The following is a 20555-nucleotide window of genomic DNA, read 5'->3' as shown; positions in this document are numbered from 1 at the left end:
AGGTCCGTGTTCCGGGGCGCGGGCGCCCGCAGATCGGGGTGCGGCTGGCATGACCGGCGCATGTCACCCGGCAACTGTCTCCGCCCGGACAGATCGCGCGCGAAAAAGTCGCAAACGCTTTACCTGCACACCTGCATTGCAGGATTATATATCGCGCACGATCTGATCGTATGAGATGGTCCTCCCACCCCAGCACGGGACACCAACACACACCCAAGCGACACCAACCCAACCACCCAAACAGCAAAGGAACCCACGCCATGAAGACCCTGACCCTCGCCGCCGCCCTGATCGGCATCCTCGCCGCCGCCCCCGCCATGGCCAATGGCGAAGGCAGCGCCGGCACCAACCAGTTCCACGGCTCCAGCACTCTCGTCTCCTACGGCGCCCAGCCGAGCGCCCGGGCCGAGACCGGCTCCGTCGCCGTCCGCCAGGACGCCGCCACGCCCGGCCTGGCCGACAAGGCCCTGGTCTGGGGCGAGGCCGCGGTCGACCCGCTCTACGACAACCTCTCGGCCCAGAGCCTGGTCATCGCCACCGCCGGGCAGCCCGCCGCCACCGCGATGGCTTCCAGCGAGACCGACTTCAGCCGCGCCTACGCCAACTGACCGCCGGCCCTGCCGAGCATCCAGCCAGCCGAACCCGCCTTCAAACCCCCGACCACCCAACCAGCCAGACCTGAAAGGACCCCCGACCATGAAGACGCTGTCCATCGCTGCCGCCCTGATCGGCATCCTGTCCGCCGCCCCGGCCTTCGCCGGCGAAGGCAACCCCGGCGTGAACCAGTTCCACGGCGCCTCCGACCTCGTCTCCTTCGGCGCCCAGCCGAACCTGCAGGGCCCGGCGCCGGTCGCGGTGCGCCAGGAGGCCGTCCGGAGCGCGCAGGGCTTCCGTTCGCTGGTTTCCGGCGAAGCCGCGGTCGACCCCATCTACGGCAACCTCTCGGGCCAGGACTGGGTCCAGATCGCCGGCGGGCAGCCCGCCGCCTCCGAGATGGCCTTCGGCGAGACCGACTTCAGCCGCGCCTACGCCAACTGACGGGTGCGCCCGATGCCCGAGGTCCAGCGCCCCTTCCCAGGCCGAATGGTCCGGGAGGGGCGAATCCTCTCGGGTGCCGGCTTTCCCGGGCTGATGGCCTGGTCGACACGCCGGAGTGGGCCGGTGCGATGCGTGCCCGCTGCCGGTATCCCGCTGCAAAAATGCTAACAGGCGCCTCTGCGCCGGTGCCGTCCGCCGCAATCCTGCCCCGTGCAACCGGCAGGGCGTCGCGCCGCCCCCCTGAAGCATAGTGCACTCATGCCCAGCCCGCTCTCGACGGTTCGAAGCGCCGCGGCCACGGCGCCCGTCGCGGCAGCCCTGTGGATGGTGCTCGCGACCAGCGCCTTCTCGGTCGTCAACCTGCTGATCCAGGTCGCCGCGCGCGACCTCCACCCCTTCCAGATCGCGTTCTTCCGGAGCGCCTTCGGCTTGGCCGTGATGCTGCCCTGGGTGTGGCGCATGGGCATCTCCGGCCTGCGAACCGAGAAGCTCGGCCTTTACGCCACGCGGTCGCTGACCGGCGTGGCTGCAATGCTGAGCTCGTTCCTGGCGGTCAGCCTGCTTCCCCTGGCCGAAGCGGTTGCCCTGGGCTTTACCCAGCCGCTGTTCACGACGATCGGGGCTGCGCTGGTGCTGGGCGAGGTCGTGCGGGCGCGCCGCTGGACCGCCGTAGCGGTCGGCTTCGTGGGCGTGCTGGTAATCCTGCGGCCGAGCACCGACGCGATCTCCTGGCCGGCCCTGATCATGCTGGTCTCGGCCGGCTTCGCGGCGGCCTCGGCGCTTCAGGTGAAGGCGCTCTCGCGCACCGAACCGGCGGTCGCCATGGTGACCTATATGAGCCTCCTGATGACACCCATGACCCTGGCGCCAGCGCTCTTCGTCTGGCAATGGCCGGAGCCCGGCACATGGGCGGTCGTGGTCGTGCTGGGCGCGATCGCCTCGCTGGGCCAGATCGGGATCAGCCGCGCCATGGCCCTTGGCGAGGCCTCGCAGGTGATGCCCATCGATTATCTAAAGCTTCCGATTTCCGCCCTGCTGGGCTGGCTCGCCTTCGGCCAGGTGGTGGACGCGTGGAGCTGGCTGGGCGCGGCGGTGATCGCCGGCTCGACCCTTTACGTCCTGCACCGCGAGGCGCTGGTGGCGCGCCGCGCCCGGCGCTGATCGAGCTGCCCGACAGACGGCGCTTAGGCGCCCGCCTGCCCCGCGGTACCGCCGCGCGGCTCCGCTCCCTCGGTGCCGCCGCGCGCCAGGGCCGCTGCGGCCCGCTCGCGGTGGGACGGCAGGATGGCGCTGCGCACGGCCTGGACGGCCGCCGCCAGAACCGCGGCATCGTCGGTGAAGCCGAGTCCCGCGATCACGTCGGGCACCATGTCGGCGGGCATGATGAAATAGGCCAGCGCCCCCAGGAGCGTCGCCTTCACCCGCCACGGCGTCACGGGGTCTAGCGCGGCGTAGTAGGCCGCGAGCAGGTCGGCCGCGAAGGGAATCCGCTCCATCGAGGCGGCGAGCTTGCGCCAGAAGCGCCGGCGCACCAGGCGCTCGTCGCTCTCGACCTTGCGGGGATCGGGGCTTTCGGCGGAGGTTCCGGCATCCATCATGCCTCCTGATATGGGCGCGCCGCCGCGTCCCCGCAATTCCGCCGGAATGGGCAGCCCCCAGGAGCGGCGGGCGCTGCCGCATGCTACGGGGAGCCCGGATGGACCCTCGACAGGAAGTCCCGCGTCAGCGCTACGGCTTCGTCGAGATTCGTCTCCAGCAGCCAGTGGCCGCCGTCGAGGAGGTGCAGCTCTGCATCCGGCAGGTCGCGCAGATAGGCACGTGCGGATCCCTCGGGCATGTATCCGTCCTGCGGGCCCCAGACGATCAGCGTCGGCGGCCTGTGTTCGCGCAGATAGGCCTGGTAGCGGGGGAACCATGCGAGGTTTTCCTTGAGCCCTGCGATCACGCCGATGGCGATCTCGCGTCTGCGCGGCGTCATCAGCGACCAGTGAAGCCGCCAGAGGTCCGGCGGGATTCGCTCGGCGAGCGCGGGACGGACGTCGTTCAGGAACTCGTCCCGGAAACCCTCCTCGCTCACGGCTTCTCCGAGCGCAGCGCGGCGCTCGGGCGTCGGGTCCCTGAAATACGCCTTAAGGGGCGCGTATTTCGGGCCGAGCTCGTCCTCGTAGATGTCGCCGTTCTGGATGATGAGCGCGGCGATGCGCTCGGGGCGCCTCATGGCAAGGCGCAATCCGATCTGCGATCCGAAGTCGTGCAGGTAGATCGCAAAGCGTCCCAGCCCGAGCCGCATCGTGAACCGATCCAGGAAGTCGGCATAGCCGTCGAAGCCGTAGGCGAAATCCTCGGGCGTGTCGCTGTACCCGCATCCTGGGAAGTCCGGCGCCACCAGCCTCCAGCGGTCCGCAAGGCGCGGCATGTAGTTGCGGAACTCGTAGGACGAGCAGGGATAGCCATGCGGGAGGAGAATCGCCGGCGCGTCCTCCGGTCCGGCTTCCCTGTAGAAGACGCCGAGCCCGTCCAGGTCCATTCGGCGGTGTCGTACCGCCTCGCCACCGCGCGTCATCGCCTTCGCCCCTTGCTGTCCTCCGGTCCGGCCGCCGTCAGCTGCGGCGGGCACGCCTTCGAGAACAGCGCAGCGGCCAGGGGCTCACGCCTGGGGGATTCCGTTCCTTAGGTCTATGCTCCAGGGGGCGTCCCGGGACCTGCATCCCGTGGACAGGGCGAAGGCCGAAGGGAGGAAACATGCAGATCCAGGGTCACTCGGCGATCGTGACGGGCGGCGGCTCCGGCATGGGGGCGGCGACGGCGCGGATGCTGGCAGGCTGCGGCGCCCGGGTGGCGCTGCTGGACGTGAACCGCGGCGCGGCCGCCACCGTGGCGCAGGAGATCGGCGGCATAGCCATCGGCTGCGACGTCTCTGACGCCGGCAGCGTCGAATCCGCCCTTGCCGAGGCGCGGGCGCAGCACGGCGCCGCCCGCATCGCGGTGAACTGCGCCGGCGTCGCGACGGCCGGGCGCATCGTCGGGCGGGATGGGCCGCTGGACCTTGCGGCGTTCAAGCGCGTCATCGACGTGAACCTGGTGGGCACCTTCAACGTGCTGCGCCTCGCCGCATTCGGCATGTCGGCGCTGGATCCGCTCGAAGGCGGCGAGCGCGGCGTGATCGTGAACACGGCCTCGGTCGCGGCCTTCGAGGGGCAGATCGGCCAGGCCGCCTATGCGGCCTCGAAGGGCGGCGTCGTCAGCCTCGCCCTGCCCGCCGCGCGCGAGTTCGCGCGCTTCGGCGTGCGGGTGATGACTATCGCGCCGGGCCTGATCGCGACGCCGATGCTGCTGGGCATGCCACAGGAGGTGCAGGACAGCCTCTCCGCCTCGGTGCCCTTTCCGAACCGCCTCGGGGATCCGTCGGAGTATGCGCTGCTGGTCCGGCACATCGTCGAGAACGCGATGCTGAACGGCGAGGTGATCCGTCTGGACGGGGCGATCCGCATGCAGCCGAGATGACCGCCCGGCGCGGGTTGCGCGACGCGGCGGGAAGGGGCGGCCGGTCGCCCCGGCGGCACGCGCCGCCGGGCGCCGGGGATTCAGCGGTCGTGGGCGAGGGCGATGCCGTCCATGAAGCGGGCGAGCTCGATGTCCTTGTCCGTGACGCCGCCGGCGTCGTGGGTGGTCAGCACGACCTCGACCCGGTCGGCGACGTTGAACCATTCCGGGTGGTGGTCCATGCTTTCCGCCTTGAGGGCCACGCGGCTCAGGAAACCCCAGGCCTCGTTGAAGTTCGGGAAATGGTAGGTCTTCCGAATCGCGTCGCGGTCCACCACCTCGACCCAGCCATGCAGTTCGGCAAGCGCCGCCTGCCTGTGCGCGCCCAGCAGCCTGTCCGCCATGGAATCGTCTCCTCCGTCTCGTCGCCTGGATGATCCCGGCGCCGGGCGGCGCGACGGTCAAGCCGGCCTAGGAATCCGACCATGACCACCTTCACCACGGCGCCGAGCCTCGACGACATAGAACAGCTCGCGACCGAAGCGTTGCGCACGATCCCTTCGGAATTGGCGCGCCAAGTGCAGAACGTTGTGATCCGGGTGGAGGAATTCCCCGACACCGAAACCGAGCAGGAGATGGAGCTGGAGAGCCCCTTCGATCTCCTGGGGCTGTACCGCGGCGTCGACCTGACCCGTCGCAGCGTGTCGGACCCGCCGCTCGGGCCCGACATGATCTTCCTCTACCGTCGGCCGCTGCTGGATTACTGGTGTGAGACCGGGGAGGACCTCGGCCATCTCGTCCGCCACGTGCTGATCCACGAGATCGGCCACCATTTCGGCCTTTCGGACGCGGACATGGAGGCGCTGGAGGCCGCCGTGGACGAGGAGGGCTGACGGAGGGTCCGCGAGCCCGGGACGCGGCTGCCTCCCGCCCGCCGCCTGCGCGGACGAGACGATCCGGGGAGGTCAGGTCGATGGCTTCGCCTCGCCCGTGATTGCAGGCCTCGGCGGCGCCTCCTCGGCCAGCACCTTGTAGGCGAGTCCCCCGGCGACGCCCCCGAGCAGCGGCGCGACCCAGAACAGCCAGAGCTGCTGCAGCGCCCATCCGCCGACCACCAGGGCGGGGCCGGTGCTGCGCGCGGGGTTCACGGAGGTGTTGGTGATGGGGATGCTGATCAAGTGGATGAGGGTGAGGGCTAGGCCGATGGCGATGGGCGCGAAGCCCGCGGGCGCGCGGCGGTCGGTCGAGCCGAGGATGACGAGGACGAAGAAGAACGTCAGCACGGCCTCCGCGACGAGGCCCGACACCATCGCGTACTGGCCCGGCGAGTTCACGCCGTAGCCGTTGGCCGCGAGGCCGTTCGTCGCCAGGCTGTAGTCGAACTTGCCGGTGGCGATGGCGTAGAGGCAGATGGCGGCGGCGAGGGCGCCGACGACCTGGGCCAGGGCGTAGGGCAGGATGTCCCTGGCAGGGAAGCGTCCACCCGCCCACAGGCCCAGCGTCACTGCCGGGTTCAAATGGCAGCCCGAGATGTGTCCGATCGAATAGGCCATGGTCAACACGGTCAGGCCGAAGGCCAGGGACACGCCCAGCAGCCCGATCCCGCCTTGCGGAAAGGCTGCCGCGAAGACGGCGCTGCCGCAGCCGCCGAAGACCAGCCAGAACGTTCCCAGGAACTCGGCCGACGTCCGCCTGACCATCGTCATGTGATCCTCCCCGTTCCGGTGGCTTTCGCAGGACTCGCGCAGATCCGTCACGAAGGCGCGGCAAGCCGCCTTCCGTCGCATGCCGCATGCGGATTGCCCTCCGTGCGGCGCCAGGTGCAGCCGGGGTTCATTTTTTGTCCAATTACATGGATCTTACATTGGGGTCGCTGTGCAATCCCCGTCTCGGAAGCAATAGGCTCGTCGGCTTATGGGAGCGCTAAGTAAAGATCATGTCTTTGCCAAAGCACCGCAGGGCGTGCGCCGGCCGCAGCCGTCCCCGCAACTGCGGGCGGCGGGCCGGCGCGAAGGCTCAGCGCTTTCCTGTCGCCGCGGCGGGGGCCGGCTGGCTGTCACCGGCCGCCCGGCGGCGATGCATTCGAGGAAAGGAGAAGAGCGCGTCCAGCGCGGGGATGCGGCGGACCAGCTCCACCATGGCGATGGATGCCCCCATCCCGAGGCCGAAGATCAGGACGGTCAGAGCGGCCGCCGTGATGCCGGGGACCAGCCTGACGACCAGGATCGTGGCGGACGAGACCACGATCCAGTGGAAGACGTAGATCGTCAGCGAGTTCCGCCCCATGTAGCGCAGCGGCGCCGAGGCGGGCGTGCGGCACAGGACGCGCGCCACCAGCATCAGGGCCCCGATGCCGGCCAGGGTCAGCGGCACCCCGCGCCAGTCGTAGCGGATGTTCCCGTAATAGGCCGCGACCGGCACCAGCAGCGCGGCCAGAACCACCACCGCGACCCCGGCCGAGGGGGTGCGGAGCATGGTGTCCAGCCGGACCGGCGCTGCCGAGAACCAGCCGCCCAGCAGGAAGAATGCCGCAAGGAAGAAGAGGCGCTGCACCGATTCGAGCCCCGCGGCCTGCGCCAGCGCGCAGGCCAGGACCGAGGCGGCGGCGAAGCCCAGCATCAGCGCCGTGCGCCCCGCCGGCCTGCGGGCGGCGGGCAGGGCGTGGATCGCGAGCCCCAGCAGATAGAAGACGAAGAGATCCCGCAGGTACCAGAGATGGCCCGGCGGGTCCCAGAGCACGGCGGCCATCTCGACATAGGAATGCGGCGTCCCAGTGATGGGCATCGCTGCGATCCAGGCCGTGATGTAGAGGAACGACCAGACCAGGAACGGCCAAAGCACGTTGCGGACCTTGCCCCAGACATAGGCACCCGGACCCTTGGCCAGGGACGGGGCGAGCAGAAGGCCGGACAGGAAGGCCATGGCCGGCATCCGGACCGGGTTCAGCGTGTCGCTGAGCGGATCAATGACGGCAATGAACGCCTGCTCGAGTTCGATATGAACGAACCGCGTCGAATGCTCGAACACGACGAGCATGATCGCGATGCCTCTCAGCGCGTCCATCCAGTCGATACGCCGCTTTTCCGGTTTCGTTTCCGGAGTGATCCTCATTGTGGTCCTCGAAGCCCTGCGGGCGGCGCGCGCCCGTGGCGCGGCCGTTCGGATGCCCCCTGCGGGAGGCGCGGTCCTGGGGACGGCGGAAGCCGTCGCCCGTCAGGGCGGGGAAGGAACGCGGCGCTGGCCACGCACCGCAAGCAGCGTGCGCGGATTCGTCCGCCGAAGGCCCGGCAGCGTCAGGCGGGCCCAGCGGGATCCTTTACGGCCCCAGGGGCCGGCCGGAATGCCGATGCGCGTCCAGACGGTCATGCGCGTGCCTCGCGGTCGCGTACGGAGCCAGGGCGGAAGCCGATCGGACGACGGCGGGGAGCCAACCCTGGGTCGGACACAGGGAACAGGCCGGACGATCGACGCTCGTGCCCCGCCGTGCGGTCCCGTTCCAGGTCCTCGTATCAGACAACAGGGAAGGGGCGCCGCAGGTTGCCTCGGCGGTGGCGGTAGGCCGGACGGCGGAGACGGGGCCGCCGTTCGTGTTCGCATCGGCGGAGCGCCGCGGGAGCCGCTTTTTCGCCCGTCTCGCCCCTATCCGTGCGAGAATTCCCGCCGGTTCCGGACGTCCGCGGCGCGGACGTCCGGAACCGGCCCGGCCGAATGCCGGCGCACAAGAAAAGCCCGCCAGGGCTGTGGGGAGGGACCGATGCCCAAGGGAAAGGACGGCCGCGCCACCGGTCGGGCGGACGGGGCGCGATCGCGGCCGGAGGCCGCCGGGGCGGCGGCGCCGTCAAGGCCTGGCCATTTGCGGCTCCGCCAGATGGAGGTCTTCCGTGCCGTGATGCTGACCGGCACGGTCAGCGAGGCGTCGCGGCTGCTGAACGTCTCGCAGCCGGCCGTCACGAAGGTGCTTCACCATGCCGAGGACCAGCTCGGCCTCAAGCTGTTCCAGCGCATCAGGGGCAGACTGCACAGCACGCCGGAGGCCCGCGTGCTCCATGGCGAGATCGAGAAGATCTTCGCGGGGATCGAGAACCTGCGGAGCCTGGCCGGCAATCTGAGGGCCGGACATGGCGGACGCATCCGCGTGGCTTCGGCCCCCGCGTTGGCCACCGATGTCCTGCCGCTGGCGATCGGCCGCTTCCGCGCCAAGTACCCGGATGTCAACTTCCGGGTCGAGACGCATCACTACGGGGACCTGCTCGACGCCGTGCTGGTTCAGGACACGGACCTGGGATTCACCTTCAACGCGCGGCCGGCGCCCGGGCTGGACCTGGTGAAGCTGGCCGCGGGCGAGCTGGTGGCCATCTTCCCGGCCGCGCAGGCGCCGGCCCTACCATCGACCGCGACGCTCGGCACCTTCGCGGGCTCGTCCTATGTCGGCCTCTACACCGACGACCCGATCGGGGCCGTGATCCGCGCCGCCGCCCTGGAGGCCGGCATCGACCTGCAGCCGAGCATCGAGGTGAAGACGAACCGGATCGCCATGTCGCTGGTCGCGCATGGAGGTGGCGGCGCCATCGTGGACCCGTACACCGCCGCCTCGGCCAACCCGGCCCAGGTGGCGGTCCGGCCGCTGACCCCGGCGCTGTCCTATGACATGAACCTGGTCGTGAACGCGCGCCGCCCGCTGTCCGGGATCGAGGAGCGCTTCGTGGAGGAGGTCCGCGCGGCCGAGCGCAGCGTCGCGGAGGCGTGCCTGAGCCGCCGGCCGCAGCCGGAGGCGGTCTGACCATGGAGGGATCGCAGGCATCATGATCGCCACCCCCGCCAGCGTCGTCACGGCCGTCAGCGCCGCCGCAGGGCACGCCTTCAGCAAGCAGAACCTGCTTCAGATCCGGCTGATCGCCGGGCATGGCGTTGCGGGCGATGCCCATGGCGGACGGACGGTGAAGCACCGCTCGCGCGTCACCCGCGATCCGGCGCAGCCGAACCAGCGCCAGGTGCACCTGATCCATGCCGAGCTGCTCGACGCGCTCTGCGCCGCCGGCTTCCCGGTCTCCGCCGGGCAGATGGGGGAGAACGTCACGACCCGCGGCCTCGACCTGCTGGGGCTTTCGGCCGGCACGCTGCTCCATCTCGGCGCCTCGGCCGTGGTGCAGGTCACCGGGCTGCGGAATCCCTGCATCCAGATGGACCGCTTCCTGCCGGGGCTGATGAGGGCCTGCCTGGGGCGGGATGCGCGGGGCGGCCTGGTCCGCAAGGCCGGCATCATGGGCATCGTGCTGGCCGGCGGCGACGTCTGGCCCGGTGATCCCATACGCACCGAGCCGCCCGCCGGACCGCACCGCCCGCTGGAGGTCGTCTGATACGCAAGGCGCTTGATGGAAGCCACCAAGCGCTTTGCGTATGACCGCCCGTCAGCCCCGCCCCAGCAGCCCCGCGACGAAGGCGGGCACCGTCTCGGTGGCCGGTCCGTACACCGCGTCCTCGAACAGGGGCGCCCCGTCCGACGGGTCCAGGTTCAGCTCGAGCGTGCGTGCGCCGGCGGAGCGCGCCTCGCGCACGAAGCCCGCGGCCGGATAGACCTGGCCCGAGGTGCCGATGGACACGAACAGGCCGCAGCCCGCCAGCGCCGCGTAGATCCGGTCCATCTCCAGGGGCATCTCGCCGAACCACACCACATGGGGGCGCAGGGTGCCGCGCGCCGCGCAGGCCGGGCAGGCCGCCTCGCGCGGCATGTCGGTCAGCCAGGGGCTCACGGCGCCGCAGCTGGTGCAGCGCGCCTTCAGCAGCTCGCCATGCATGTGGATCAGGTTGCCCTGGCCCGCGCGGTCGTGCAGGTCGTCGATGTTCTGGGTGACGACGAGCACCTCGGCCGGCCAGCGGCGCTCGAGCTCGACCAGGGCGCGGTGTGCGGCGTTGGGCTCCACGCCCTGCTCCAGCAGCCCGCGCCGGCGCGCGTCGTAGAAACCGAGGACACGGGCGGGATCCCTGGCGTAAGCCTCGGGCGTTGCCACGTCCTCGATGCGGACCTTTGACCAGAGGCCGCCCGCGCACCGGAAGGTGTCCAGGCCGGACTCCTTGGAAATACCGGCACCGGTCAGGATGACGATCCGTTCGTCCGGTTCTATGTCTATGGCCTTCATAAATCTTAACGGGCGCCGTGTTCTGATGCGGGCTCGGGACCATCTTAGGGGCTGACGTGGCGGACGGGAACGCGAGACTCTGGCCGGTGCCCGATCTGCGCAGCTATCTCCAGGGCGTCTGGAGGCTCGAGCGCATGCTGGTCGACGGTCGGATCGGGCAGGGCGGCAGCATGGCGGGCACGGCGCTGTTCGCGCCGTCCGGCCGGGACCGGCTGCTCTACAGCGAAAGCGGGATCCTGCGCTTCGGCGCTTATGAGGGCACCGCCGAGCAGAGCTATTTCTACGACTTCGACGCGCCGTCCCACGCCTCGATCAGCCGCCACGACGGCCAGTTCTTCCACGAGCTCGACCTGTCGCGCGGCCGTGCCGCCGTCAGCCATGTCTGCGGCGACGACCAGTACCGCGGCGTCTACGGCGCCGCGGACGCCGATGAATGGTGGGTCGAATGGCAGGTCGCCGGCCCGCGCAAGGACCAGCGCATCACCACCCGTTACCGCCGGCTCTGACGCCGGCGCTGGACCGCGGCGCCGGGCCTGCTCAGGCCGGCAGGGCGAGCGGGCCCGCGATCTTGATGGTCCGCAACGCGAAGTTCGATCGGATGTCCGCCACCATGGGCAGGGTCAGCAGGCGCTCGGTCAGCAGACGCTCGTAGGACGCGAGGTCGGGGACCACCACTTCGGCCAGGAAGTCGGCGCCTCCCGAGACCATGAAGCACGAGACCACCTCCGGCATGTGGCGTAAGGCCGCCGTCAGGGCATCGGCATTGCGACGCGAATGCCGCGCGACCTTGATCTCCACGAAGACCGTCAATCCCAAACCGACGCTTGTCCGGTCGATGTCGGCGCGGTAACCGCGGATCACCCCTTCCTCCTCGAGGCGCTTCGTCCGACGCAGGCAGGGTGACGGCGACAGGTTCACCCGCTCGGCGAGGTCGACATTCGCGAGCCGCCCGTCCTCCTGTAGGGCTCGCAGGATTTTCAGGTCCGTGTTGTCGAGCACGTGGTTTGGCATGCTCTGCCTCCTTTACCCAGGATGTTGCGTAGATATTGCGGTGAGCATCGTCAGGGATAGAAAAGATGGCAAGGACATGCCGGGTCTGGCTGCGGAATCCTGGGGCTGCGGGGATGTCGTTCCCCGCGGCAGGGAGGTCACGATGGCTCATGCGGTCAAGGATGCTGCGCCGGTTCCGCGGGGCAGGCTCGGGGGCATTGTGGCGGCGCTGGTCACCGTCTCGATTTGGGCGGGGTGGATCGTTGCGACGCGCCATGCCGCGGTGTCGAGCCTGGGGCTCGTCGATGTCGGACTTCTGCGCTATGGCGTGCCGGCGCTTGTGCTCGTCCCGGTCTGGCTCAGGACCGGGCTGCTGCCCCGCGGCGTGCCCCTGGCCATGCTGGCGCTGATGGTCGTGGGGTCGGGCGCGCCCTTTTTCCTGATCGCCTCGGCCGGCATGCGCTTCGCCCCCGCAGCCCATGTCGGGGCGCTGCTGCCGGGCACCATGCCGCTCTGGGCGGCGCTGATCTCGCTGGTGCTCCTGCGCGAGCGGCTCGCGGGGGCGCGGTCGTTTGGATATGCGCTGATCGCCGCGGCGGTGGCCGTCGTGGTCGGGGCCGACCTCATGGGGTCCGGCGGGGCCTGGCAGGGGCATCTCCTGCTTCTCACGGCCTCGGCGCTCTGGGCGGTGTATACGCATGCGTTCCGGCGCAGCGGCCTGTCGGCTCTGCAGGCGGCTGCGCTGGTGGCTGCCTGGTCCGCGGCAATCCTTGCGGTGCCGGCGCTCGTCCTCGGAACCGCCCTGTCCTCGGTGCCCCCGGCGGAGCTCGCGCTCCAGGCGTCGGCCCAGGGGATCCTGTCGGGATTGGCGGCGATCGTCGCCTACGGCATCTCCGTGCGGCGGCTCGGCGCCGTTCGGGCCTCCGCCTTCAGCGCGCTTGCCCCTGCGCTCGCCGCGCTGGGCGGCCTGGTCCTGCTGGGGGAGGCGCTGGGTCTGGTCGAGCTGGTCTCCGTCGCCTGCGCCGGCGCTGGGGTGGCGCTTGCCGTTGGGCCTGCCGGCGGCAGATCCCGGAACGTCACGATCCGCCCGGCACCCGACCGAATGCCAGCCGGTTCCGCCAGCGGGGGTACAGGATGTTGAGGGCAAGGCCCCCCAGGACCAGCGCAGCCGCGGCGAGCTTCCACGGCGGCAGCGGCTCCGCCAGCCACCAGGCGGAGGCCCCCATCCCGAAAACCGGGACCAGCAGCGCCATGGGGCTGATCGTGGCAGCCGGGTAGCGTGCCAGCAGCCAGGCCCAGGCGGCGTATCCGAACAGCGTGTTGCCCACCGACTGCCAGAGGACGGCGGCCCAGGTCGCCGCGCCGGCATGGCGCAGGCTTCCGAGGATCGTCGGCCAGCCCTCGACCAGCAGGGAGAGGACCAGCAGCGGCGGCACGGAGAACAGGCTGGCCCAGACGACATAGGCCAGCATGTTGGCCCGGCCGCTGGCCTTTGCGACCAGGTTGCCCCCGGCCCAGCTCAGCGCGGCCATCAGCACCAGCGCGAGGCCGAGCGGCGTGGTCGTGGAATCGGTGTTGGACGCGATCACCGCGATCCCGGCGGTGCCCAGCGCCAGCGCGACCCACTGGAAGCCCATCACCCGCTCGCCGGCCAGGCGGACCGACAGGCCGATGGTGAAGAACACCTGCATCTGCACGATCAGCGAGGCGAGGCCCGGCGAGATGTGCCCGCGCATCGCGATATAGAGCAGGCCGAACTGCCCCGCGCCGATCAGCAGGCCGTAGGCCGCGAGGTGCCGCCACGGCACTGCCGGGCGCTTCAGGAACATGGCGGCCGGCAGCAGGGCGAAGACGAAGCGCAGCGTCGCAAAGAGCAGCGGCGGCATCTCGTGCAGGGCGATGCTGATGATCACGAAGTTGGTGCCCCACACCGCGACCACGGCGAGCGCCAGCAGCGCATGGGGTAGGGACAGGCCGGAGGGCGTCATCCTTGGTCCTTTTCGGGGGCGCGGCCCCTCCGTCAGTACGGCGTTCCGTCCTTGCGCGCGAACCGCCAGGTACCGTCGGGGTGGAGGACGGCCTGGAGGTCGTCGGCGGGATAGCCCACCTCGTCCCCCGCCGAGCGGTCGCCGATCTCGAGATACACGACATCCCCGGCGGAGCGGTTGACGAGCTGGTGCGCGGCCCCGCCCGCGGGGAACCCCGCGCACATGCCGGGCCGCAGGACCGTCTCCACGCCGTCCGTGACCAGGGTCGGAGTGCCTTCGAGGACGTAGATGAACTCGTCCTGGCGCGAGTGCCGGTGCAGCAGGGCCGAGACGCTGCCCGGTGGAAGCCGGGTCAGGTTGACCCCGAAATTCCCGAGGCCGAACAGGTCGCCCAGCGGCCGCTTCTGCCGGCCCTCCATGCGCGTGGCGAAGGGCTCGGGATAGTTGGACCGTCTGGTGCGCAGCGGCGCCTCGGCCGCGATCACCGCGACGGGGTGCGTCACGACGCGTTCCCCAGTTTCCGACATCCCGTCCCCCCTCCGCCCGCACGGCTGCAGTCGGCACGCCACCCTATCCGGCGCCTCGCACATGCTCAATCCGGCCTGCGCCTGCCGTCCATGCCGGGCCGGGAACCCTGATGCTCCTGGCCGGCATGGGTACTGCAGCGCGACGTCCGCCCGGAGTCATCAGACCTTCACTGTCCCCCTGCGGCCGGCTGCGGTAGCGTCCCGGCGGTCCTGTGAGGAGGGCCCGATACGACCCCCTTGCCCCGCCGGCCCCGCGCCGGCGGGACCTTTCTCCAAGGAGCCGGCATGGAACGGGTCACCGCAATCGATGCGGCCCAGGCGGCGACGGGCCAACCGCAGCTCCGGCGGCCACGGCGGGCAGGGCTCGTCCCGTTGGACGCGATGCGGCATGTGGGTCCGGTCCTCGCCGGACGGATCGAGTGGATCGCCTATCCCGGCGGAACCTGGCGCTACGGCATCCAGGCCGGCCGGCGGCGCTTCGTCGTGGACGACCCCGGCTGCTTCGCCGTCGGAGAGAAGGTCGGCGTCGTCTTTGCCCGCCCGGTCAGCGCCGGGAGTTGACCCGCCCGCCCGGAATGCCGGCGGGATCCCACCCTTTCCCTGCCCCGACAGCCGGGACGGAAACCGCTGCATGCCGCAGCAGGAACAATCGCCTGCGGGTCCGGACCGCGACGGCAGCGTTCTTGTGAGAAAATCGAAGCAAAACAATATTTAACGCTGTGTCACATCTTTGCACCGCTCATTGTCACTAGAGCGCCTTGGCCAATCCGATCAGATTACCACTATCGATATATACCAGCCGTCAGGCGCGCCAACTGGTGCGCGGGGTGGTGCACGGAAAAAGGATTTTCAAGGAATGGCCATCGTTGATCCCTTCGCCGGCTTCGAGCCGACCCGGACCATCTGGGTTTCGCCGACCGGCAGCAACACCAACAGCGGTTCCGAAGGCTCGCCGCTGAAAAGCATTCAGGCGGCCATCAACAAGGCCAAGGGCAGCCCCGGCACCGCCATCATGGTGAAGGGTGGCACCTACAACGAGAACATCAAGCTGGACGGCCTGCACGGCACCGATGACAAGCCGATCATGCTGGTCTCGGCCGACGGACCCCAGGCCGCGAAGATCGTCGGCGGGCCGAGCGCCGCGACGGTTTCCGGCTGGGGCCTCAGCAACCTGATCATCAAGGATTTCCACGTCGTCTCGAATTCCACCGAGGGCGACATCGGCGGCTTCAAGCTCGCGGGCTCGTGGGATAACCCGGCCAAGAACCTCGTGATCGCGGGAAACCTGATCACGGGCAAGGGCCAGGACGGCTTCAAGCTGTTCAACGGCGCCAAGGACTGCCTGATCGTCGGCAACACCATCAACGGCACCTGGCGGCAGGAAGCGATCGACAACGTGTCGGTCGAGGACACCACCTACGCGTACAACACCATCAAGGGTACCTTCGGCTACACCGGCCTGACGGTGAAGACGGGCTCGCGCGACATTGAGATCGTCGGCAACGAGTTCGTCGGCACGGGCGGCACGGCCCTGTTCGTCGGCGGCTTCGGAAACTCGCACGTCACCGGCGAGCGGTCCTTCGACGGCGAGGAGTGGGGCGGCTACGACGCCGCGCGCGTGAATGTCCACGGCAACGTCTTCGGCTCCGGCCACTCGACCAGCGTCAATTTCATCGGCGCCAAGGACTCCATCCTTCAGGAAAACTACATCGGCGGCATCGTCCAGTCGGTGAACCACCTGGAGGAAAGCAAGGGCCTGTTCAACTACCACTCCTATAATAACAAGATTATCAATAACACGACCGCGAGGAGCGATTTCTTCAAGCCCGAGGCCGGCGAGTCCAAGGGCTACGTGGTGACCGGCAACAAGGTCGGCCCGAACACGCTGCAGGCCGGTGCGACCCTCGGGGACATCAAGGACTTCATCGAGGGCATCGGCAGCGCCGATGATGTTGTCCCCGTTCCCATCCCGGTGCCGGCCGAGCCGCCGGTCGTTCCCGGCCCGATCGTGGTCCCGGCCGAGCCGTCCACGCCCGTCCCGGCCCCTGTCGAGCCGGCCAAGTGGGTCGAAAGCAAGGCCTGGACCAAGAGCCTCTACGGCTCGACCACCTCGGGCAAGACCGACTCCCTGACGGGCACCATCGCCAACGAGTATCTCGACGGCCGTTCCGGCGCCGACACGATGACCGGCGGCAAGGGCGACGACACCTACGCGATCGGCCATCCGGACGACAAGATCGTCGAGAAGGCCGGCGAAGGCGTCGACACTGCGCTGGTGTGGACCGGCAGCTACGCCATGGCCGACCATGTCGAGAACCTGGAGATCCGGCTGAACACGGGCGCCAGCGTCGTCGGCAATGCGCTCGACAACCTGATCAAGGGCGGAATCGGGGCCGACCGGATCAACGGCGGCGCCGGCAGCGACAAGCTGACCGGTGGCGCGGGGGCCGACACCTTCGTGGTCACGGCCGGCAACGGCAGCGACGTGATCACGGATTTCGGGAATGGCGCCGACAAGGTCATCCTGGACAAGACCCCCTTCGCCACGACGGCCCAGGTGCTGGCCGCGCTGAAGCAGGTCGGAAGCGACGTGGTCCTGTCGCTCGGCAATGGCGAGACGCTGACCTTCCTCGGCAAGACGCTCTCGAGCTTCTCGGCCGGGCAGTTCCAGCTCACGGGCTCGACGGCTCCTGCGCCGGCACCCGCTCCTGCCCCGGCACCCGCGCCCTCGACCGGGATCCCCTCGGTGGGCGAGCTCACGGGCACGACGGTGCAGAAGGGCGCCAGCACGACGCTCTCGTCCAGCCAGACGAACCTGGTCCTGACGGGGACGGGCGACTGGAACGGCACCGGCAATGCCAAGGACAACACGCTGATCGGCAACGGCGGCGCCAACACCTTGAGCGGTGGCGACGGCAACGACTCCCTCTATGGCGCGAACGGCGCCGACAAGCTGCTGGGCGGCAACGGCAACGACCGCCTGTACGGCGGTGCCGGCAACGACGAACTGACCGGCAACTGGGGCAAGGATGTCCTGGTGGGCGGGCAGGGCGCCGACCGCTTCATCTACCAGAAGATCGAGCACAGCCGGGCGGGATCGGAGAACCGGGACGTGATCCAGGACTTCTCCCGTGCCGAGGGCGACAAGATCGTCCTCTCCGAGATCGACGCCAGCACGAAGTCGTCGGGCAACCAGGCCTTCACCTTCTTGGGCTCGGGCGCTTTCTCGGGCAAGGCCGGGCAGATCCACGTCGTCGCGGGCTCCGGCCATGTGCTGGTCGAGGGCGACGTGAACGGCGACAAGGTCGCGGACTTCCAGATCGAGGTCCATGGCGTGACCTCGCTGGCCGCGTCCGACTTCGCTCTCTGATCCCACTGCGCAGGCCGGCGGTAGCCGGTCCCTCCCGACGGACCGCCCGTCGGGAGGGGCGGCCAGCCGCCTCGAACGGAGCCGTCGCCGGCTCCGTTCGCATTTCCGCATCGGTCCCGTGCCGGGAGCCGCGCGCCCTCAGAGGTGCTGGCCGAGGAAGCTGCGGATGATCCCGGCGATCTCGCTCGCATGCGTTTCGAGCGCGAAATGCCCGGTGTCGAGCAGATGCACGTGGCCTCTGGGCAGGTCGCGCTTGTAGGCTTCCGCCCCGGCAGGGAGAAACGCCGGATCGTGCCGTCCCCAGACGGCAAGGAACGGCGGCTGATGCTTGCGGAAATAGGCCTGGAACTCGGGATAGCGATCGATATTGCTGGAGTAGTCCCGGATGAGGTCCAGCTGGATCTCCTCGGCGCCGGGCCGGGACATCAGGGCGATATCGAGCATATAGCCGTCGGGGCCGAGCCGGCTCGGATCCGCGCCTGTCCGGTATTGCCAGTTCTCGATCGCGTCGGCGGAAAGCGATACGCGGCAGGCCTCGCGGTTCGCGGGGCTCGGATCCCGCCAGTAGGCCTGCCAGGCTCCCCATTCGTCGCTGAAGCCCTCCATGTAGGCGTTGCCGTTCTGGCTTATCAGCGCGGTCACGCGCTCGGGATGCGCGCTCGCCAGCCTCAGCCCGACCGGCGCCCCGTAATCGAATACGTAAAGCGCGTAGCGCTCGAGCTCCATGGCCAGGGTGAAGCCGTCGATCACCTTCGCCAGGGTGTCGAAGGTGTAGGTGAACTCCCCGCGCGGCGGCGCCTTGGTATAGCCGAAGCCGGGAAGATCCGGTGCGATCACGCGGTAGCGGTCCGCAAGCCGCGGAATAAGTTCGCGGAACATGTGGCTCGACGTCGGGAAGCCGTGCAGCAGCAGCACGACCGGGGCGTCCTTCGCGCCCGCTTCCCTGTAGAACACCTCCACATCCCCGACCTTCCGTGTTCTGTAGCTCACCGTCATCGAAACCTCCGACCGGCTTGGCGGCCATTCGGGCTCGGACGGCACATCCGCCTGCCCTGGCCGTCCTTCCAAAATACTACCGATCGGTCGGTTGTAAAGGGGGGTGGATTCTGCTAGGGATCACCACGGCCTCCGGCGAACGCCGCCGGAGGCCTCGGAAGGGGGGAGCATGAAGGTCGCGAAGGAAGAGATCGTCGTTGCCGCACGCGAGCTGTTCCGCGAACGGGGATACGCCGGCGCGTCCATGCAGGATCTCGCCGATCGCGTCGGCCTGAGAAAGGCATCACTTTACATGCGCTTTCCGAACAAGGAGGCGCTGGTTCCCGAAGTTCTCGATCTCACGCTTCGGGAAACCCTTTCTCGGCCCGACATGGACGACCGTCCCTGGAACGTCGCCTATGAAGCCCTGGTCAGGGCCATCGCCGCCGACCTGTCCGACCGCAAGCGTTGCGTCGGTTTGCATCTGGCCTATGGCGTGGGCGACGACACGCCCGTTGCCAAGGAAGCGGTCCGGGCCTTCTTCCAGTCACTTCGGGACCGCCTGGGCGGGATCCTGGCTCGGGCGATGCCCCGGGAAAGGGCGGAGACGGTCGCGTCCGACGCCCTCATCAGGCTGGAGGGGGCAACGCTGCTGACGGCCGTGTTCGATGACACGGAGGCAATGGAGCGCGTCGTCCGCACGGTCGTCTTCGATGCGGCAGAGGCGGCGCGCCGTGCGATGCGTCGGGCCAGTGACGGAAAGCCGTCAAAATCCCGGCCGACCGCTTGAACCGGCTCATGCTCTTCGCTTGCAGACCTCAAATCTGCAAGGCCGGGAAGGCATCGAGCATTCTCGCAATCACCTGTTAGCCGCCCCTGGACACGCGTTTCCCGAAACGTTTAATTAAACTTCGGGAACGAGTTTGGTCCTTCGTATTGCGGCTGCCGGCTTCGGCTCGCCCGATTGTCAAAGGGTGTAAACGACAAAGTTTGTTGTGGGAGGGTGCAGGATTGAGTGGCTCTGAGACTTGGAAGCGCAAGAAGGATGAATTCACGGCCGCGACGGGGAAGAGTAAACCGAAAACGAAAGTGTTTGGCATCGCCGTGAAATCGAGCGGCCTTGACAAGGCGTTCAAGGCCGTCGAGTTGATGCCCACTTACCAGCTGAAGGTTAAAGCCCTGCATGTGCTCGCCGCACAGGCCGCCGCCTACATGAAGACCTTGAAGAAGGAAGCCGAGGCCGTTTCGAAGAAATCCGATCCGGACTACGTGGCCGCCGTCGTCGCCCTTTCCAAAGGACTCGCCGAGGCCGTTGGCGACGCCAAGCGAGACACGCAGGTTCACCTTTTCGAGCAGATCAAGCGCTTGAAAACGCGGAAATTCAGCGAATTCCGCAAATACTGCGACCAGGAATTCTCGACGGTGAACCTCGACATTATGGTCGCTCTCAAAAAAGTGAAGAAGCAGTCGGATCTGAAAAGCCTCTATGAAAAGTACCTTGAGGGTGAGGCGAATCTTCCGAAAGCGACGTTGAAGCTGTGCCAGGAGGCGTTGCAGGACGAGGCGAAGCTGGGGAAGGCCGTGGAACGCATCGACGCCGAGATCATGGCAAACCTCTCGGACACCTATTCCCGGTTCATCAGCACGCTGAAGCTGCCGGGCGTCGTGTCGCCGCTCTGAGGGAGCGGGGCGCGACCTGCGCGTTCAGGCCGCCCCCTCTCCTGGCACCGTCACGCGGGCTCCGGGCACGCGAAGATCGGCCGCCCGATAGGGTCATCGATCATGCCGCCGCCGTCGCCACCTGCTGCTGTGCGGCAGGACAGGTCGGCAGGTAGGGCGGTTCGCACAGCCGCCTTCAACGCGGCCGAGCGCCGAAGGCGGACCTGAGCTGGTCGACGAGGTCGAGGCGTTCCCAGGAGAAGCCGCCGTCGATCTCGGGAGCGCGGCCGAAATGGCCATAGGCGGCGGTGCGGGCATAGATCGGCTTGTTCAGGCCGAGATGCTCGCGGATGCCGCGCGGGCTCAGGTTCACGAGCTCCTGCAGCAC

General features: G+C 68.9%; 23 protein-coding genes and 1 pseudogene. 13 read left to right on the top strand and 11 right to left on the bottom strand.

Translation table 11 applies throughout. The features are described 5' to 3' along the window. Positions 1-260: 260 nt before the first annotated feature. The 3 genes from JUB13_RS29915 to JUB13_RS29905 all read left to right on the top strand — a co-directional run bounded on the left by JUB13_RS29915 (position 261) and on the right by JUB13_RS29905 (position 2199). Positions 261-608, top strand: coding sequence for a hypothetical protein (locus JUB13_RS29915; RefSeq protein WP_207485920.1), 348 nt, complete (start codon positions 261-263; stop codon positions 606-608). Positions 609-696: 88 nt separating this feature from the next. Further along, the gene (locus JUB13_RS29910) at positions 697-1038 is read left to right on the top strand and encodes a hypothetical protein (protein WP_207485919.1); all 342 of its coding nucleotides are present in this window, start codon (positions 697-699) and stop codon (positions 1036-1038) included. Positions 1039-1296: 258 nt separating this feature from the next. Further along, complete coding sequence (locus tag JUB13_RS29905) at positions 1297-2199, top strand: DMT family transporter (RefSeq protein WP_207485918.1); 903 nt, start codon at positions 1297-1299, stop codon at positions 2197-2199. Positions 2200-2222: 23 nt separating this feature from the next. Here the strand turns inward: JUB13_RS29905 and JUB13_RS29900 are convergent, their stop codons facing one another. Both JUB13_RS29900 and JUB13_RS29895 read right to left on the bottom strand, forming a co-directional pair. Beyond that, entirely contained in the window at positions 2223-2633 is a 411-nt protein-coding gene (locus JUB13_RS29900; RefSeq protein WP_236025335.1) for a YkvA family protein, read from the bottom strand. A gap of 86 nt (positions 2634-2719) precedes the next feature. Further along, complete coding sequence (locus JUB13_RS29895; RefSeq protein ID WP_207485916.1) at positions 2720-3565, bottom strand: alpha/beta fold hydrolase; 846 nt, start codon at positions 3563-3565, stop codon at positions 2720-2722. A 215-nt stretch (positions 3566-3780) separates the two neighbouring features. Here JUB13_RS29895 and JUB13_RS29890 point away from each other — a divergent pair, with 215 nt between their 5' ends. Next, entirely contained in the window at positions 3781-4542 is a 762-nt protein-coding gene (locus tag JUB13_RS29890; RefSeq protein ID WP_207485915.1) for an SDR family NAD(P)-dependent oxidoreductase, read from the top strand. Positions 4543-4622: 80 nt separating this feature from the next. Here the strand turns inward: JUB13_RS29890 and JUB13_RS29885 are convergent, their stop codons facing one another. Continuing rightward, positions 4623-4925 carry a 4a-hydroxytetrahydrobiopterin dehydratase gene (locus JUB13_RS29885; protein WP_207485914.1) on the bottom strand — a complete coding sequence of 101 codons (303 nt, stop codon included), beginning with the start codon at positions 4923-4925 and terminating at the stop codon, positions 4623-4625. 81 nt (positions 4926-5006) lie between these two features. On the opposite strand from JUB13_RS29885, the gene JUB13_RS29880 reads away from it, so the two are divergent. Further along, entirely contained in the window at positions 5007-5414 is a 408-nt protein-coding gene (locus tag JUB13_RS29880; protein WP_207485913.1) for a metallopeptidase family protein, read from the top strand. A 72-nt stretch (positions 5415-5486) separates the two neighbouring features. Here JUB13_RS29880 and aqpZ read toward each other — a convergent pair whose 3' ends face one another. After that, a complete protein-coding gene (gene aqpZ, locus JUB13_RS29875) occupies positions 5487-6227 on the bottom strand; it encodes an aquaporin Z (RefSeq protein ID WP_207485912.1) in 741 nt (246 codons plus the stop codon). Positions 6228-6537: 310 nt separating this feature from the next. Continuing rightward, positions 6538-7584 (bottom strand): acyltransferase family protein, encoded by a 1047-nt coding sequence (locus tag JUB13_RS29870; RefSeq protein ID WP_207485911.1) that lies wholly within the window; start codon positions 7582-7584, stop codon positions 6538-6540. 691 nt (positions 7585-8275) lie between these two features. On the opposite strand from JUB13_RS29870, the gene JUB13_RS29865 reads away from it, so the two are divergent. Together JUB13_RS29865 and JUB13_RS29860 are read left to right on the top strand one after the other, a co-directional pair. Beyond that, on the top strand, positions 8276-9301 hold the full coding sequence (locus tag JUB13_RS29865) for a LysR substrate-binding domain-containing protein (RefSeq protein WP_207485910.1): 1026 nt from the start codon (positions 8276-8278) through the stop codon (positions 9299-9301). A gap of 22 nt (positions 9302-9323) precedes the next feature. Continuing rightward, positions 9324-9878, top strand: coding sequence for an MOSC domain-containing protein (locus tag JUB13_RS29860; RefSeq protein ID WP_207485909.1), 555 nt, complete (start codon positions 9324-9326; stop codon positions 9876-9878). Positions 9879-9929: 51 nt separating this feature from the next. Here the strand turns inward: JUB13_RS29860 and cobB are convergent. Continuing rightward, positions 9930-10703: pseudogene (cobB, locus tag JUB13_RS29855) on the bottom strand (Sir2 family NAD+-dependent deacetylase); the annotation flags it as partial. Between the two features lie 41 nt (positions 10704-10744). On the opposite strand from cobB, the gene JUB13_RS29850 reads away from it, so the two are divergent. Beyond that, complete coding sequence (locus JUB13_RS29850; RefSeq protein ID WP_207485908.1) at positions 10745-11164, top strand: DUF6314 family protein; 420 nt, start codon at positions 10745-10747, stop codon at positions 11162-11164. Positions 11165-11195: 31 nt separating this feature from the next. Here the strand turns inward: JUB13_RS29850 and JUB13_RS29845 are convergent, their stop codons facing one another. Beyond that, positions 11196-11669 carry an Lrp/AsnC family transcriptional regulator gene (locus tag JUB13_RS29845; RefSeq protein ID WP_207485907.1) on the bottom strand — a complete coding sequence of 158 codons (474 nt, stop codon included), beginning with the start codon at positions 11667-11669 and terminating at the stop codon, positions 11196-11198. A gap of 142 nt (positions 11670-11811) precedes the next feature. Here JUB13_RS29845 and JUB13_RS29840 point away from each other — a divergent pair, with 142 nt between their 5' ends. Then, the gene (locus tag JUB13_RS29840) at positions 11812-12789 is read left to right on the top strand and encodes a DMT family transporter (protein ID WP_207485906.1); all 978 of its coding nucleotides are present in this window, start codon (positions 11812-11814) and stop codon (positions 12787-12789) included. Here the strand turns inward: JUB13_RS29840 and JUB13_RS29835 are convergent. Next, a complete protein-coding gene (locus JUB13_RS29835) occupies positions 12725-13636 on the bottom strand; it encodes an EamA family transporter (RefSeq protein WP_207485905.1) in 912 nt (303 codons plus the stop codon). The genes JUB13_RS29840 and JUB13_RS29835 overlap by 65 nt on opposite strands. Positions 13637-13668: 32 nt before the next feature. Then, the gene (locus tag JUB13_RS29830; RefSeq protein WP_236025333.1) at positions 13669-14163 is read right to left on the bottom strand and encodes a cupin domain-containing protein; all 495 of its coding nucleotides are present in this window, start codon (positions 14161-14163) and stop codon (positions 13669-13671) included. 285 nt (positions 14164-14448) lie between these two features. On the opposite strand from JUB13_RS29830, the gene JUB13_RS29825 reads away from it, so the two are divergent. Then, entirely contained in the window at positions 14449-14724 is a 276-nt protein-coding gene (locus JUB13_RS29825) for a hypothetical protein (RefSeq protein WP_207485904.1), read from the top strand. Between the two features lie 295 nt (positions 14725-15019). After that, positions 15020-17533, top strand: a complete 2514-nt coding sequence (locus JUB13_RS29820; RefSeq protein WP_207485903.1) for a hypothetical protein — start codon at positions 15020-15022, stop codon at positions 17531-17533. Positions 17534-17671: 138 nt separating this feature from the next. Here JUB13_RS29820 and JUB13_RS29815 read toward each other — a convergent pair whose 3' ends face one another. Continuing rightward, positions 17672-18529 carry an alpha/beta fold hydrolase gene (locus JUB13_RS29815; protein WP_207485902.1) on the bottom strand — a complete coding sequence of 286 codons (858 nt, stop codon included), beginning with the start codon at positions 18527-18529 and terminating at the stop codon, positions 17672-17674. Between the two features lie 169 nt (positions 18530-18698). Between JUB13_RS29815 and JUB13_RS29810 the strand changes: the two genes are divergently transcribed. Further along, positions 18699-19298: a TetR/AcrR family transcriptional regulator gene (locus JUB13_RS29810; RefSeq protein ID WP_207485901.1), complete on the top strand. Its 600-nt coding sequence runs from the start codon at positions 18699-18701 to the stop codon at positions 19296-19298. 221 nt (positions 19299-19519) lie between these two features. Further along, positions 19520-20188 (top strand): regulator of G-protein signaling domain-containing protein, encoded by a 669-nt coding sequence (locus JUB13_RS29805; RefSeq protein WP_207485900.1) that lies wholly within the window; start codon positions 19520-19522, stop codon positions 20186-20188. A gap of 175 nt (positions 20189-20363) precedes the next feature. Here JUB13_RS29805 and JUB13_RS29800 read toward each other — a convergent pair. Beyond that, positions 20364-20555, bottom strand: a 192-nt coding sequence (locus tag JUB13_RS29800; RefSeq protein ID WP_207485899.1) for a methionine adenosyltransferase domain-containing protein, incomplete at its 5' end; no start/stop codon positions are given.

Origin of the sequence: Arenibaculum pallidiluteum, from assembly GCF_017355985.1 — a bacterium.
Lineage (GTDB): Bacteria > Pseudomonadota > Alphaproteobacteria > Azospirillales > Azospirillaceae > Arenibaculum > Arenibaculum pallidiluteum.
Note: the sequence above shows the minus strand (reverse complement) of the source record. Positions and strands in the feature narration are given on the sequence as shown.